This is a genomic window from Streptomyces lincolnensis (assembly GCF_021173675.1).
Taxonomy (GTDB): domain Bacteria; phylum Actinomycetota; class Actinomycetes; order Streptomycetales; family Streptomycetaceae; genus Streptomyces; species Streptomyces lincolnensis_B.
Genome location: NZ_JAIHON010000006.1, coordinates 36,469 through 49,379 on the forward strand (window position 1 = coordinate 36,469; position 12,911 = coordinate 49,379).

General features: G+C 71.1%; 16 protein-coding genes and 1 tRNA gene. 11 read left to right on the forward strand and 6 right to left on the reverse strand.

Annotated elements, in window-relative coordinates:
- Positions 1-21 precede the first annotated feature (21 nt).
- Positions 22-106: transfer RNA gene (locus tag K4B79_RS17770), tRNA-Ser, on the forward strand.
- A gap of 55 nt (positions 107-161) precedes the next feature.
- Here K4B79_RS17770 and K4B79_RS17775 read toward each other — a convergent pair.
- The gene (locus K4B79_RS17775) at positions 162-617 is read right to left on the reverse strand and encodes a hypothetical protein (RefSeq protein WP_232027669.1); all 456 of its coding nucleotides are present in this window, start codon (positions 615-617) and stop codon (positions 162-164) included.
- A 284-nt stretch (positions 618-901) separates the two neighbouring features.
- On the opposite strand from K4B79_RS17775, the gene K4B79_RS17780 reads away from it, so the two are divergent.
- Together K4B79_RS17780 and K4B79_RS17785 are read left to right on the forward strand one after the other, a co-directional pair.
- Positions 902-1,699 carry a peptidoglycan-binding protein gene (locus tag K4B79_RS17780; protein WP_232027671.1) on the forward strand — a complete coding sequence of 266 codons (798 nt, stop codon included), beginning with the start codon at positions 902-904 and terminating at the stop codon, positions 1,697-1,699.
- On the forward strand, positions 1,696-2,592 hold the full coding sequence (locus K4B79_RS17785) for a helix-turn-helix domain-containing protein (RefSeq protein WP_232027673.1): 897 nt from the start codon (positions 1,696-1,698) through the stop codon (positions 2,590-2,592). Before K4B79_RS17780 ends, K4B79_RS17785 begins: the two co-directional genes overlap by 4 nt.
- On the opposite strand, the gene K4B79_RS17790 is transcribed toward K4B79_RS17785, so the two are convergent.
- Positions 2,581-2,793 carry a PLDc N-terminal domain-containing protein gene (locus K4B79_RS17790; RefSeq protein ID WP_232027675.1) on the reverse strand — a complete coding sequence of 71 codons (213 nt, stop codon included), beginning with the start codon at positions 2,791-2,793 and terminating at the stop codon, positions 2,581-2,583. The two genes, K4B79_RS17785 and K4B79_RS17790, sit on opposite strands and share 12 nt — an antisense overlap.
- 188 nt (positions 2,794-2,981) lie before the next feature.
- Here K4B79_RS17790 and K4B79_RS17795 point away from each other — a divergent pair, with 188 nt between their 5' ends.
- From K4B79_RS17795 to K4B79_RS17815, 5 genes are all read left to right on the forward strand, one after another.
- A complete protein-coding gene (locus tag K4B79_RS17795; RefSeq protein ID WP_232027676.1) occupies positions 2,982-3,158 on the forward strand; it encodes a hypothetical protein in 177 nt (58 codons plus the stop codon).
- A 52-nt stretch (positions 3,159-3,210) separates the two neighbouring features.
- Complete coding sequence (locus K4B79_RS17800; RefSeq protein WP_232027677.1) at positions 3,211-3,504, forward strand: Dabb family protein; 294 nt, start codon at positions 3,211-3,213, stop codon at positions 3,502-3,504.
- Positions 3,505-3,682: 178 nt separating this feature from the next.
- Positions 3,683-4,528 carry an RNA polymerase sigma factor SigF gene (locus tag K4B79_RS17805; protein WP_232027678.1) on the forward strand — a complete coding sequence of 282 codons (846 nt, stop codon included), beginning with the start codon at positions 3,683-3,685 and terminating at the stop codon, positions 4,526-4,528.
- A gap of 303 nt (positions 4,529-4,831) precedes the next feature.
- Positions 4,832-5,713 (forward strand): RNA polymerase sigma factor SigF, encoded by an 882-nt coding sequence (locus K4B79_RS17810; RefSeq protein WP_232027679.1) that lies wholly within the window; start codon positions 4,832-4,834, stop codon positions 5,711-5,713.
- A gap of 54 nt (positions 5,714-5,767) precedes the next feature.
- Positions 5,768-6,508 (forward strand): hypothetical protein, encoded by a 741-nt coding sequence (locus tag K4B79_RS17815; RefSeq protein WP_232027680.1) that lies wholly within the window; start codon positions 5,768-5,770, stop codon positions 6,506-6,508.
- Between the two features lie 15 nt (positions 6,509-6,523).
- On the opposite strand, the gene K4B79_RS17820 is transcribed toward K4B79_RS17815, so the two are convergent.
- The gene (locus tag K4B79_RS17820; protein WP_232027681.1) at positions 6,524-6,721 is read right to left on the reverse strand and encodes a hypothetical protein; all 198 of its coding nucleotides are present in this window, start codon (positions 6,719-6,721) and stop codon (positions 6,524-6,526) included.
- A gap of 195 nt (positions 6,722-6,916) precedes the next feature.
- On the opposite strand from K4B79_RS17820, the gene K4B79_RS17825 reads away from it, so the two are divergent.
- The 3 genes from K4B79_RS17825 to K4B79_RS17835 all read left to right on the forward strand — a co-directional run bounded on the left by K4B79_RS17825 (position 6,917) and on the right by K4B79_RS17835 (position 10,916).
- Positions 6,917-7,441, forward strand: a complete 525-nt coding sequence (locus tag K4B79_RS17825) for a MarR family winged helix-turn-helix transcriptional regulator (RefSeq protein ID WP_232027682.1) — start codon at positions 6,917-6,919, stop codon at positions 7,439-7,441.
- Positions 7,442-7,455: 14 nt separating this feature from the next.
- Positions 7,456-10,005: an MFS transporter gene (locus K4B79_RS17830; protein ID WP_232027684.1), complete on the forward strand. Its 2,550-nt coding sequence runs from the start codon at positions 7,456-7,458 to the stop codon at positions 10,003-10,005.
- Between the two features lie 89 nt (positions 10,006-10,094).
- Positions 10,095-10,916: a YceI family protein gene (locus tag K4B79_RS17835; protein ID WP_232027685.1), complete on the forward strand. Its 822-nt coding sequence runs from the start codon at positions 10,095-10,097 to the stop codon at positions 10,914-10,916.
- A gap of 15 nt (positions 10,917-10,931) precedes the next feature.
- On the opposite strand, the gene K4B79_RS17840 is transcribed toward K4B79_RS17835, so the two are convergent.
- From K4B79_RS17840 to K4B79_RS17850, 3 genes are all read right to left on the reverse strand, one after another.
- On the reverse strand, positions 10,932-11,321 hold the full coding sequence (locus K4B79_RS17840; protein ID WP_232027686.1) for a hypothetical protein: 390 nt from the start codon (positions 11,319-11,321) through the stop codon (positions 10,932-10,934).
- A 66-nt stretch (positions 11,322-11,387) separates the two neighbouring features.
- Positions 11,388-12,104 (reverse strand): GAF and ANTAR domain-containing protein, encoded by a 717-nt coding sequence (locus tag K4B79_RS17845; RefSeq protein ID WP_232027687.1) that lies wholly within the window; start codon positions 12,102-12,104, stop codon positions 11,388-11,390.
- 77 nt (positions 12,105-12,181) lie between these two features.
- On the reverse strand, positions 12,182-12,904 hold the full coding sequence (locus K4B79_RS17850; RefSeq protein WP_232027688.1) for an ANTAR domain-containing protein: 723 nt from the start codon (positions 12,902-12,904) through the stop codon (positions 12,182-12,184).
- Between the last annotated feature and the right edge of the window lie 7 nt (positions 12,905-12,911).

Genomic DNA, 12,911 nt, shown 5'->3' on the forward strand with positions numbered 1-12,911 from the left:
GCGTGCTGTAAAGTCTCCCTCGGTAGCGTGTCCGAGCGGCCGAAGGAGCTCGCCTCGAAAGCGAGTGTGGCGCAAGTCACCGAGGGTTCAAATCCCTCCGCTACCGCACTGGACGAAGGGTCCGGCTCATCGAGCCGGACCCTTCGTGTGTCTTCGGGGTGTCAGGGGCGCCAGCCGTCATTGATGCGGCCCTGTCGTACCTGGTTGGTGCCGCTGCACTTCCCGTCGTCGCTCCAGATCTTGATGGCGTCGGCTTCGAACGCCCAGCTGTCGCCGCCGGGGTGCGTGTAGTTGCCGAGGTTGGCGGGGGTGTTCGCGGGGATGCAGATGTACGCGTCCGGGGAGGCGCCCTGGTCGATCAGCCAGACCGAGTCGTCGTTACGGGTGTTGACGACCGCCACCACCCGGTTCCCGCCGCCGAGGATGGACTGGTAGGTGGTGTCCTGGTACCAGCCGTAGGGGTTGCCTCCGGAGTAGGCGTCGTCGTAGACACACACCCTCGGGTACGAGCAGCCGTGCATGCTGCTGGCGGAGGCGGACGGGGCCGTCAGCGGGATCGCGGTCGCGGCCAGGCCGACGGTGAACAGGGTCGCCGCCGTCTTTCTGTTCAGCTTCATGGGAGCACTCCTGAGTGAGGTGGCACGAGCGGAGCCGACCACGGCGGCCGGCTCCGCAACGAGACTGCGGGTTCGGCGAGTTGTCCGGCCACAGGTGCCGAGGAAGTGGCCTCGTCCCGGGACGTCCCACGAGCTGACCTGCGCGGATGTCACCCGCCGAGTCCCCGCGGCGGGACTCGTACGCGGGCGGGATGCCTGCTCTGTGATCTCTGTGACGGCTGATGCACAATGAGGCCGGGGCACGGGGGCCGGGCCTTGCGGTCCCGAACGCGAGTGGGGGAAGCGTGTCGCGCTGGAAGGCACTGCCCGCAGAACTGCATCCACACGTCCACCAACTGGTCGTGCGACTGCGCAGGCTGAAGGACCACAGCGAACTGAGCACACGGCAACTGGCCGCGAAGACCGGGTACAGCGCGAAGTCGTGGCAGCGCTATCTGAACGGCAGGTCGCTGCCGCCGCGGGAGGCCGTCGAGGCGATGGCCCGCGTCGGCGGCGACGATCCGGACCGGCTGCTGGCGCTGCACGAGATCGCCGCCCACCACTGGGCGGAGGGACGGACGGTCACCACCGACGCCGCCGGGAATCCCGCCGCGACACCGGCGGACGGCCCGGTGGAGCGGCAGCGGTACAGGCGTCGCCTGCGCGTCGCGGTCGCGGTGGGGTCCGTGGTCACCGTGCTGTCGGTCTCCGCGGTGTTCGTGCTGGCCGTGCGGCTCACCGAGGCCCGTGCCCAGCTCGCGCGCGACCGCGGCGACACCGTCCCGACGGCCCCGGCCACCGTGTCGGCGTCCCTGGTGCCGGTCATCTACACCTGCCGGCTCCAGCAGCGCGACGGCCGCTGGTACGCGGGCCTGAGCCGGACCCGGGACCTCCTGCTGTCCAACACCCACATCGGGCTCGAAGTGGCCGAGGCGCAGTGCCTGCTGCGCCGGGCGGGCAGTCCGCCCGGGGAGATCGACGGCGTCTTCGGCCCGAAGACCCGGCGCGCGGTCGAGCGCCTGCAGAAACGGAACGGCCTGATCGTGAACGGCGTCATCGACCCGCCGACCTGGCAGGCCCTGCGGGAGGCGGATCCGACGTGAGACCGGAACACACCCCGCTGTTCGCGGCGCTGCGGGAGCTGCGGGCCGGTGCGGGGCTGAGCCTGGCGGCGCTGGCGGAGCGGACGCCGTACAGCAAGTCCTCGTGGGAGCGTTACCTCAACGGCAAGAGCCTGCCCCCTCGCCAGGCCGTACGCGAACTGTGCCGGCTCGCGGGCGAACCGGACGGGCGGCTGCTGGCCCTGTGGGAGATCGCCGAGTCGCACTGGAGCGGACGCGCGGCCCCCGCGCCCACCCCGGCCGCGCCCACCCCGCCCACGGACGAGTCGCCGCGGCCACGTCCTCAGGAGGCTCCGCCGTCCGCCGGGGCCGGGCTGCGGCGGCTCGGCGGGAGCAGGCTCCTGGTGGTGCTGGCGTCGGCGTACACCGTGATCGTCGGCGGTACCGCCGCCCTGCTGTTCGTCCTGCTGCCGGACTCGGAGGCCCGGGAGGCCGGGCCGCGACCGGGGCCCGTCCCGTTCTCCCTCGCTCCCCAGTGCCACGGGGCGGCCTGCGAGGGCCGGGACCCGATGCGTCTGATCTGCGGGATCGGCCCCGCCACGCTCGCCTCGTACCGCACGGCCACCGGCGCCCACGTCGAGCTGCGGCACAGCGAGAAGTGCGGTGCGAGCTGGGTGCGGGCCTGGGGGACCGAGGTCGGCGACCGGCTGGACGTCACGGCGGGCGGCCCGACCCACGGCGTGCGCATCAGGAACGAGGACGACGCGGCGACCTTCGTCTACACCGAGATGACCGAGGTCCGCACCGGCAGCACCGTCCGGGCCTGCTTCCGGCCCGCGTCGGCGGGCGGCGGGCAGGAGTGCTTCGAGGCCCGGGTGGGCGGGGCCGCCACCACGACCCGGCCGCCCTCGCCGCCGGTGGCGTCAGGCCGGTGACAGCGACGACACCTCGCCCGCTCCCTCGGGCCGCTTGCCGAAGTAGGTCCAGACGAGGGCACCGAGGATGGGGGCGTGGAGGAGGAAGAGCAGCCACAGCAGCTTCGGTACGTAGCGGACCTGCGCCGCCGGGGTGCGGACGCAGTCGAGCAGGGCCTGCACGTACAGCACGGTGATGACGGCCACGAGTCCCAAGGTCATCCATGTCAGCATCGGTCTTCTCCTCTTCCGCTGCCGCCCCGTGCCCCCTGTGGACCGGCGCTCACCCCCTCATCGGACGAGACCCCCCGCACGGTTCACACATCGCCCCCGTCGTCAGACCGACCCCTTCGTGCGATCATGTGCGCTCGTTGGCGCATTTGTGACAGGGGAGACAAGGGGAGGCCGCGATGGCGGTGAACGCGAAGAAGATCGCCGTCTATGTGCTCGTGGTCTTCGTGCTCTACGTGATCATCACGGACCCGGCCAAGGCCGCGGACTACGTGCAGATAGGGTTCGAGGGCATATCGGACGCCGCCAAGTCCATCGGCGACTTCTTCACCTGGCTGGCCGACGGGGCGAAGTAGCCGACGGGGCGCAGCGGCGGCGCGGCAGCCGTGCGGCAACCAGGGAGTGCAGATGATCCGCCACCTCGTCCTGTTCAAGCTCAACGAGGGTGTCGAGCGCGACGACCCACGGGTCGTGGCGGGGGAAGCGGCCTTCCGGGCCCTCGGTGAACAGATCGAGGAGCTGCGGTTCTGGGAACTCGGCTGGAACATCAGCGAGCGGCCCATCGCGTACGACTTCGCCATCAACTCGGCGGTCGAGGACACCGATGCCCTGAAGCGGTACATCGAGCATCCGGCCCATCAGGAGGGCGTCGCCCTGTGGCGGGAGTTCGCCACCTGGGTGGTCGCCGACTACGAGTTCTGAGGGCCTCGCCCGCGAGCCCCCTGCCGGGAACGGCGGGGGGCTCTTCCGCGTCCTATGACCCAACTCGTCACCCCACTTGCTCCCCAACACGGCGTAACACGCAATTATGCGGTGCTTGCACACAGTGCACATGTCTTGTGATGCTATGACCGCTTTTGACGGATGAGTTGACCGATGAATGACCGATGAAGAGGTGGCGTTGACCGTGTCGGCCAGTACTGCGCCGCCCCAAGAGGTTGCGGCAGCCACTCCCCAACGCAGCCGAGGCGCCGACACCCGGGCCCTCACCCAGGTGCTCTTCGCGCAGCTCAAGGGCCTGCAGCCGGGCACCCCGGAGCACAACCGGGTGCGCGGGGCCCTCATCGAGGCCAACCTCCCGCTCGTGCGCTACGCGGCGGCCCGCTTCCGCTCCCGCAACGAGCCGATGGAGGACGTCGTCCAGGTCGGCACCATCGGGCTGATCAACGCCATCGACCGCTTCGACGCGGACCGCGGGGTGCAGTTCCCGACCTTCGCCATGCCGACCGTCATCGGCGAGATCAAGCGGTACTTCCGGGACAACGTCCGCACGGTCCACGTACCGCGCCGGCTGCACGAGCTGTGGGTGCAGGTCAACGGCGCCACCGAGGACCTGACAACCGCCTTCGGGCGCACTCCGACGACCGCCGAGATCGCCGAGCGGCTGCGCATCTCCGAGGAGGAGGTGCTGTCCTGCATCGAGGCCGGGCGGTCGTACCACGCCACCTCGCTGGAGGCCGCGCAGGAGGGTGACGGGCTGCCGGGGCTCCTCGACCGGCTCGGCTACGAGGACCCGGCGCTGGACGGCGTGGAGCACCGCGACCTGGTCCGGCATCTGCTGGTCCAGCTCCCGGAACGGGAACAGCGAATTCTGCTGCTGCGGTACTACAGCAATCTCACCCAGTCACAGATCAGCGCGGAACTCGGCGTCTCCCAGATGCACGTCTCACGGCTACTCGCGCGTAGCTTCCAGCGGCTGCGATCGGCCAATCGGATCGAGGCATAAGAGGCGCACAGGGCGCACGCTCGGGAACACCGCAGATCGCAAGCGCGAGCGAGGTATCACCGGCGCGAGCGAATCGCTCACCGGCGCTGATCTCTGCATTTCTGCGCCGAAAAACCGTCAGACCCCCTTCATCCAGGGCGTATTCACGTCTCGCATGTCGACATGTCACTACAGCGTGTTGCCGACATGTGACATTCTGCGGGAAGCGCGTTTGCCGGGGCTTCGGCTCCGGTATTCAGGTGAAGGCATCGTTCCTCCATGGGGCGTTCGCCGCGACCGTCCTCGCGACCCAAAGGGGGTGGCATGTCCGCAGACCAGGGCAGCTCGAAGGTGCTCACGCTCACGAAGAGCGAGGCTGCGCCCGCGCTCGACGACGTTACGGCCGTTGAGGCCGCTACGGCCCCGGCCCTCCCGACCTCGGGAGCCATCGACACCCGCACCCTGTCCCGCTCCCTGTTCCTGCGGCTCGCCGCACTCGACGAGAACAGCCCCGAGCGTGCCTACGTCCGGGACACCCTCATCGAGCTGAACCTCCCGCTCGTCCGCTACGCGGCGGCCCGCTTCCGCTCACGGAACGAGCCGATGGAGGACATCGTCCAGGTCGGCACCATCGGCCTGATCAAGGCGATCGACCGCTTCGACTGCGAACGGGGCGTGGAGTTCCCGACGTTCGCGATGCCGACGGTGGTCGGCGAGATCAAGCGGTTCTTCCGCGACACCTCGTGGTCGGTGCGCGTCCCGCGCCGCCTGCAGGAACTGCGGCTGGCGCTCACCAAGGCCAGCGACGAGCTCTCCCAGAAGCTCGACCGCTCCCCCACGGTGGCCGAACTCGCCGCGGTGCTGGGCGTGTCCGAGGAGGACGTCGTCGACGGCCTCGCGGTCGGCAACGCCTACACCGCCTCCTCGCTGGACTCCCCGGCCCCGGAGGACGACGGCGGCGAGGGCTCCCTCGCGGACCGCCTCGGCTACGAGGACACCGCGCTGGAGGGCGTGGAGTACCGGGAGTCGCTGAAGCCGCTGCTGGCCAAGCTGCCGCCCCGTGAGCGGCAGATCATCATGCTGCGCTTCTTCGCCAACATGACCCAGTCGCAGATCGGCGAGGAGGTCGGCATCTCCCAGATGCACGTCTCGCGGCTGCTCACCCGCACGCTGGCCCAGCTGCGGGAAGGGCTCATCTCCGACTGACCGGATCCCCGCACGGGGGTTCCGAATTGACGGGGCGTCAGCCACCATGGCGCGATGCTTCGATCACCGAGGTCGACGACACGGACATCCGGCCGTCGGGGCGCCTTCATCGGCGCGTCGGCGGCGGTCGTCTGTCTGGGCGGGGTCCTGGCCGGCTGCGCGGGCGGATCCGGCGGCGGATACACCGCCACGGGCGCGGCGGGCGGCCCGCCCCGCGCTCCCGGTACGGTGGCACCGACCGGGGGTGTGCGGTTGGTGCCGCTCGACGGGACACCTTCCGCGTCGTCCCGGCCGCCGCGGCCTGAGCGGGGTGCGGGCAACTCGCCCGGCGGGAGCGGCACTTCCCGGAGCGTCCAGGAGCCGGGACCGAGCAGTGGTCCGGACCTCGGCCCCAGAACCGGCACCGGCCCGGGCTCGCCGTCGGCCGACGGCGCCGAGTCCGGTCGTACGACGGCGGATCCGTCGGACTCGCCGACGCCCGCGGCCGGTCCCGCCGTCCTCGTCGTGGGCGACCCCGTGCGGACGGCGACGGACGAGCGCCGGTGCGAGGACGTGACGCTCGGCTTTCACAACACGGGGGGATCCGCGGTGCGTTCGGGCACGGTGACCTTCGGGACGCACGTCATCGGCGCACTCGGCGTCGACTGGGCGACGGTCGAGTCCACCGAGGAACTTCCCGCGCCGATCGGGGCCGGGGCGCGGGAGGAGAAGACCTGGACGGTGTGCGTCGACGCATGGCGCGTGCCTCTGGGCATGCGCATCGAGACGCGGGACGTGTCCGTCCGGTGGAGGTAGGAGTGGCCGGCGGGGTTACTTCAGCGCGAGCCAGGCCACGGCCGCGACGACCGCCACCGCGACGACCACGCCGATGATCAGGCCGAGACGCGGACCGCCGGAGGCGACGGCCTGCTGCTGACGGGCCTGAGGGGCCTCGTCGACGAACGCGCGGAACATCTGGGTGCTGCCTGCGGGGTCGTTGGTGCCCTGGGGGCCCTGGGTGTTAGCCATGCCCCGAGACCCTAGCGAATCCGGGGGTGTGACCCAAGTGGGGGTCCGCGCTCCGTACCACATCCCCCGACCTGCATATTTACGGTCGCAATACTTGCCTTTGCCAAGTTTTGAGCCGCGACCCCCGCCTTTTTATTTGCCTGTAGCAACCAACCGCTTCTATGGTTGCCCTGAGCAACGAATCCGGGAGGTGTGATGGCCGAGCAGGCGCAGTACGAAGAGCTGGTCCGCCAGTTCAGTGCCTTCGGCGCCGTGAAGCGGGAGTTGGGACGGATCATGCCGTCCGACTGTCCGAGCGGTTCCGGTGCCGTGCTGACCCTGCTGGGGCGTCACGGAGACATGCGCATGAGCAAGCTCGCCGAGCTGCTCGCCGTGGACATGTCGGTCACCAGCCGCCATGTGGCCCATGTCGCCGAGCGGGGCTGGCTCCAGCGCTCCCCCGACCCTGCGGACAAGCGCTCCCGCATCCTGCGCCTGACGCCCGCGGGCCGGGCGCAGCTGGAGGAGCTGTCCCGGCGGACCTGCCGGCTGCTGGCCGAGCGGCTCGGCGACTGGAGCGAGGAGGAGGTGGCCCAGCTGACCGCGCTCATGGCGCGGCTGCGGGCGAGCTTCGACGACTCCCGCACTCTGCCCGCGCCGCTCCCCGCCGACACGGAGCCGCGGCCCCCCGCATCCCCCGTTCTCGAACCGTCCCCCCGTACACCCGCGACCACCCAGTAAGAGAAGGAAGCTTCATGGCAACGACCACACCGGCCGGTGTGCGGGCCCACGCCAGGCATTCGGGAGGGCCCTCCGCCGACGGCGCCCCGATGACGCACCGGCAGATCATGGAAGCGCTCTCCGGGCTACTGCTCGGGATGTTCGTGGCGATCCTGTCGTCCACGATCGTCTCGAACGCCCTCCCGGAGATCATCGGTGACCTCGGCGGCGGCCAGTCCGCCTACACCTGGGTCGTCACCGCCGCCCTCCTGTCGATGACCGCGTCCACCCCGCTGTGGGGCAAGCTCGCCGACCTGTACAGCAAGAAGGCGCTCGTCCAGATAGCGCTCGTCATCTACGTGCTCGGTTCGGCGGCCGCCGGTCTGTCGCACAACGCCGGCACCCTGATCGGCTTCCGTGTCGTGCAGGGCATCGGCGTCGGCGGTCTGTCCGCCCTCGCGCAGATCGTGATGGCGGCGATGATCTCCCCGCGTGAGCGCGGCCGTTACTCCGGCTACCTCGGCGCGACCTTCGCCGTCGCCACCGTCGGCGGCCCGCTGCTCGGCGGTGTCATCACCGACACCAGCTGGCTGGGCTGGCGCTGGTGCTTCTACGTCGGCGTGCCCTTCGCGGTGATCGCGCTGATCGTGCTGCAGAAGACCCTGCACCTGCCGGTCGTCAGGCGTCAGGTCAAGGTCGACTGGGCCGGCGCGTTCTTCATCTCCGCCGCGGTCTCGCTGCTGCTGGTGTGGGTCACCTTCGCCGGTGACAAGTACGACTGGCTGTCCTGGCAGACCTACTCGATGATCGGCGGCTCGGTCCTGCTCGGCCTGATCTTCGTGCTGGTCGAGTCCAAGGCCAGTGAGCCGATCATCCCGCTGCGGCTGTTCCGCAACCGCACCATCACGCTGTCCTCGCTCGCCTCGATGTTCGTGGGCGTCGCGATGTTCTCCGGCACGGTCTTCTTCGCCCAGTACTTCCAGCTGGCCCGGGACAAGTCCCCGACCATGTCCGGTGTCCTGACGATCCCGATGATCGCCGGACTGTTCGTCTCCTCGACCGTCTCGGGGCAGTTCATCACCCGCACCGGGCGCTGGAAGGCCTGGCTGGTCAGCGGTGGCGTGCTCATCACGGCGGGTCTCGGGCTGCTGGGGACCATCCGGTACGACACCCCGTACTGGAAGATCGCGGTCTTCATGGGCCTGCTCGGTCTCGGCATCGGCATGATGATGCAGAACCTGGTGCTGTCCACGCAGAACCAGGTCGCCCCCGCCGACCTCGGCTCGGCCAGCTCCACGGTCACCTTCTTCCGGTCCCTCGGCGGTGCGATGGGCGTCTCGGCGCTCGGTGCCGTCATGGCCCACCGCATCACCGACTACGCCCAGGACGGCATCGCCGGTCTCGGCCCCAAGTACGCCTCCCTCGCCTCCGGTTCGAGCTCCACCGGCGAGATCCCGGACATGGGCAAGCTGCCGGCGCCGCTGCGCACGGTCATGGAGAGCGCGTACGGCCACGGCATCGCGGACGTGTTCCTGATCGCCGGGTGCCTGGCCGCCGTCGCCTTCCTCATCACGCTGTTCATCAAGGAGGTTCCGCTGAAGACCAAGGGCGCGCTGGCGCAGAGCGCGGAGCAGGAGAACCCGGCCCCGGCCGAGGCCGCCGCTGTCGCTGCCGTACAGGCTCCCGCCGGACAGCACGTCCCGAGCTGGGCCGTCGCCGAGTCCGTCACGGAGACCACGGAGACCGCCGACACCGGTGCCGAGGGCACGCAGCGGCTTTCGGCCGTGGCCACCATCGCCCGGCCCGAGGAGGCCGCCGGCTCCGGCGGTGTCCCCGTGCACGGCTTCGTGCGGGGCGCGGAGAGCGCGCCGGTGCCGCGGGCGGCGGTCACGCTGATCTCGCTGGGCGGACGGCAGTTGGGCCGCGCGGTCGCGCAGGCCGACGGGTCCTACGCGCTGAGCGTCCCCGGAGCGGGCTCCTACGTCCTGATCGCCTCCGCCGACGGGTTCCAGCCGCAGGCGTCCACCGTCGTGGTCGGCGAGGAGCCGGTGTCGTACGACATCCTGCTCAGCGGCACCAGCGGGCTGAACGGTCTCGTGCGGGCCGCTCTGGGCGGGGAGGCCGTCAAGGGCGCCATGGTCGTCGTCACCGATGTGCGCGGGGACCTGCTGGCCAGCGGATCCACCGGTGAGCAGGGCGAGTTCGCCTTCGCCGAGCTGGTGCCGGGTCCGGTGACCGTCGCCGTCAACGCCGCCGGGTTCCGGCCGCGGGCGCTGCCCGTCGAGGTCGGCGGGACCGGGGTGACCCGGATCGAGGTCGATCTCGACGCCGGCGCGCACCTCCAGGGTGTCGTACGGGCACCGCACGGTCCCCTCGGTGACGCCCGGGTGACCCTGGTCGACGCCGCGGGCAACGTGGTCGGCACCGCCACCACGGGTCCCGACGGGGCGTACGCCTTCACCGACCTGGACGGCGGCGACTACACGGTCATCGCGACCGGCTACCCGCCGGTGGCGACGGCACTGACGGTCGACGGCCGCGGAACCGACGACCACGACATCGAACTCGCCCACCACAGCGAGTAGTTCAAGCCCCGGCCCGTGGCGGTGGGCGCGCGCTCTGAGCGGAGGCGTGCGAGCCGCCACGGGCCGGTTTCATGTGAGGAGTTAACGAGATGGGACTGACCGCGAAGATCCGTACGCGGGACGGGTGGGCCGTGTCGCACGCGGTCGTCACGGTGACCGACATGACGGGCGCGCAGGTGCTGCGGGCCGAGGCGGACGGTGAGGGGGCCGTGCGGGACGAGACCGTGCTGGTGCCGGGGGCGTACACGGTGATCGTCACGGCCGTCGGGTACGCGCCGGCCGCCGCCAGCGCGATCGTCACCGCGAGCGGGCGGGCCGAGGTCGGGACGGTGACCCTGGCCCGGCAGGGCGGCACCGAGCTGCCGCCGCCAGGGCCCTGGACGATCGACCCGGCACATTCCAGCGTGGCCGCGGTCGCCCAGCATCTGGGGATCTCCAGTGTGCGGGGCCGGTTCACGGAGTTCTCCGGGGCGATCGAGGTGGCGCCGGACGACGTGGCCAAGTCCCGGGTGGAGGCGGTGATCCGGGCCGCGTCCATCGACACCGGCAACGGCATGCGGGACACCCACCTGAGGTCGGCGGACTTCCTGGACGTCGAGCGGTTCCCGGAGCTGACCTACCGGTCCACGGGGCTCACCCCGGCCGGGTCCGACCGCTGGACCGTGCACGGCGAGCTGAGCCTGCACGGCGTGGTGCGGCCGGTCGACCTGGACCTCGCCTACCTGGGCACGGGCGCGGATCCCTGGGGCGGCACGCGGGCGGCCTTCCGGGCCACGGCCGAACTGCACCGGGAGGACTTCGCCATGAACTACAACCAGGTCGTCCAGGCCGGCATCGCCGCCATCGGGACGACCCTCAGGGTGGAGCTGGACATCCAGGCCGTACAGGGGGAGTCGCTGCCGCAGGGCTGAGGGCCCCCGGCCCGCTCACATCAGCCCGACGATGCGGGGCGGGGCGAACAGGTGGCGGGCGCGGTGCTCCTCGGCCGCCATGGCGGCTCCTCGCAGCAGGTCGGGGCTGCTGCGGGCCCTCCTGTCCACGGACTCCCGGTGCTCGGCGCAGGTCCGGCAGGAGGGGTCGTAGTCGGGCAGCGCCTCGCGGTGCGCGTCGGCCAGATGACGGCTCAGGCTGATCTGCGTCCCGACGATGCTGTCGGTGACGTCCCAGTCGACGCCGGGGTCCTCGGCGGTCAGCCCGGCGATGACGGCCTGGACGTGCTTCATCGCCTCGTAGCGGCGGACGCACTCGGCGCAGTCCCACATCCAGGCGGGCGGCAGCGGCCACTGGTCCTCGGGTCCGAGGTCCGATGCGCTCATGGGAAAACGGTAGGGGGTCGGGGGAGACCTTCGCAGGCGTCCGCGCGAACCCACCGCGCCCCGCCCTCAGTTACGGCCGTTGCGCGCGTCCGTCGGGCGATCGGCACCGCTCACCCGGGCCACCAGGTCGGTGCACAGGTCGCGGAGTTTGACGTTGCGGTCCTGGGAGACGCGGCGCAGCCGGTCCAGGGCGATCCGGGCGTCGATCCGCTCGCGGGCCATCAGGATGCCGATCGCCTGGTCGATGACGCTGCGGGAGAGCAGGGCGGTGCGCACGTCGGCGGTGGACTCGCGGCGGCGTTCGACGCGCAGCGCCACGTTGATCGCGTCGGCCGCGCGGACCGCGAACGCGCGGGCCGCGTCCCGGCCCCGGCCCAGCGCGTCGGGCTCCACGCCGTAGAGGTTGAGCGCGGCGCCTCTCTCGCCCTCCACCTCGATCGGCACCGCCAGCACACTGCGCACCCCGACGGAGAGCGCGTACGACGTGTACGCGGGCCAGCGGGTCTCCGCGGCCAGGTCGGGGGCGTACTGCTCGGCGTCGGTCGCGGCGGCCTCCACGCACGGCCCCGAGCCGTTCTCGTACTGGCGCATGTCGAGGCCGCTGGGCAGGCCGCGACTGCCGGCCAGGGTCAGCAGCCGGTCGGCGCGACGCACCGTGATGCTGCACGCGGCCGCTCCGGGCACCGCCTGCACCGCGCGGTCGGTGAGGTCGCGCAACAGCGTGTCGAGGCCGCTGCTGCGCACGATGGCCATTTCCAGCGTGTCGGACGTGTCAGGGCTCATGACCGTACGGATATCCCGTCAACGCCCGTTAACGCCCTGGGCGGTCCGTCCCGTCATGTGGCGTTGTTCGCATCGGCTCATGTGGCGTTGTTCGCATCGACGATGCGGCGGGCGAGGTCGCGCAGCTTGATGTTCTCCCGCTGCGAGGCCTTCACCAGGGAATCGAAGGCCTCCGCCGCGTCCATGGTCATCCGCTCCATCAGGATCCCGGTGGCCTGCCCGATCAGGTCCCGGGTCCGCATGGCCTCCGTCAGCTGCTCCCGTACGGTGGCCGAGTCCAGGGCGAGGCTGACGTGCGCGGTGAACAGCCGGCCGACCCGGGTGGCCGCCTCGTCGAAGACGCGCGGCTTGTGGGCGTACGCGGTGAGCACGGTCAGCCGGCGGCGGTCGGCGCGCAGCCGCAACGACAGCGCCGAGCGCAGGCCCACCTCCGACAGCACCCGCCCGCCGTCGTCGGCCTCGCTGTCCGCCACGCGTACGACGGGCGCGGTCCACAGGTCGTCCCAGTACGGGGGCCGTTCGCGGTCCGTGTGCCCGGACTCGGCCGACCGCACGACCTCATCGGTCCAGGCGACCGTACGGCGGTGGTGGGGGCGTTCGATCACCGAGATGCCGGCATGGTCGGCGCCGGGCAGGAGGTGCACCGCGAGACGGACCGCGGTGCGCAGGGTGCTCTGCGGGGTGACCGTGTCGTGCAGTTGCTGAGCTGCCACCGTCAGCGCTTCCGCCAGATCGAAACCGGCAGGAAAAAGGGGCAAATCAGGAAACTCGGACGCAGCCACCACGAACCTCTTCGGCATGCACGGT

Bases quoted from the DNA above. Each gene is read 5' to 3' on its own strand.
- K4B79_RS17835 (WP_232027685.1), top strand. From the start codon at position 10,095: ATGGGACTGACCGCGAAGATCCGTACGCGGGACGGGTGGGCCGTGTCG.
- K4B79_RS17800 (WP_232027677.1), top strand. From the start codon at position 3,211: ATGATCCGCCACCTCGTCCTGTTCAAGCTCAACGAGGGTGTCGAGCGC.
- K4B79_RS17830 (WP_232027684.1), top strand. From the start codon at position 7,456: ATGGCAACGACCACACCGGCCGGTGTGCGGGCCCACGCCAGGCATTCG.
- K4B79_RS17790 (WP_232027675.1), bottom strand. From the start codon at position 2,793: ATGACCTTGGGACTCGTGGCCGTCATCACCGTGCTGTACGTGCAGGCC.
- K4B79_RS17795 (WP_232027676.1), top strand. From the start codon at position 2,982: ATGGCGGTGAACGCGAAGAAGATCGCCGTCTATGTGCTCGTGGTCTTC.
- K4B79_RS17805 (WP_232027678.1), top strand. From the start codon at position 3,683: ATGACCGATGAAGAGGTGGCGTTGACCGTGTCGGCCAGTACTGCGCCG.
- K4B79_RS17810 (WP_232027679.1), top strand. From the start codon at position 4,832: ATGTCCGCAGACCAGGGCAGCTCGAAGGTGCTCACGCTCACGAAGAGC.
- K4B79_RS17840 (WP_232027686.1), bottom strand. From the start codon at position 11,321: ATGAGCGCATCGGACCTCGGACCCGAGGACCAGTGGCCGCTGCCGCCC.
- K4B79_RS17815 (WP_232027680.1), top strand. From the start codon at position 5,768: ATGCTTCGATCACCGAGGTCGACGACACGGACATCCGGCCGTCGGGGC.
- K4B79_RS17825 (WP_232027682.1), top strand. From the start codon at position 6,917: ATGGCCGAGCAGGCGCAGTACGAAGAGCTGGTCCGCCAGTTCAGTGCC.
- K4B79_RS17775 (WP_232027669.1), bottom strand. From the start codon at position 617: ATGAAGCTGAACAGAAAGACGGCGGCGACCCTGTTCACCGTCGGCCTG.
- K4B79_RS17850 (WP_232027688.1), bottom strand. From the start codon at position 12,904: ATGCCGAAGAGGTTCGTGGTGGCTGCGTCCGAGTTTCCTGATTTGCCC.
- K4B79_RS17820 (WP_232027681.1), bottom strand. From the start codon at position 6,721: ATGGCTAACACCCAGGGCCCCCAGGGCACCAACGACCCCGCAGGCAGC.
- K4B79_RS17845 (WP_232027687.1), bottom strand. From the start codon at position 12,104: ATGAGCCCTGACACGTCCGACACGCTGGAAATGGCCATCGTGCGCAGC.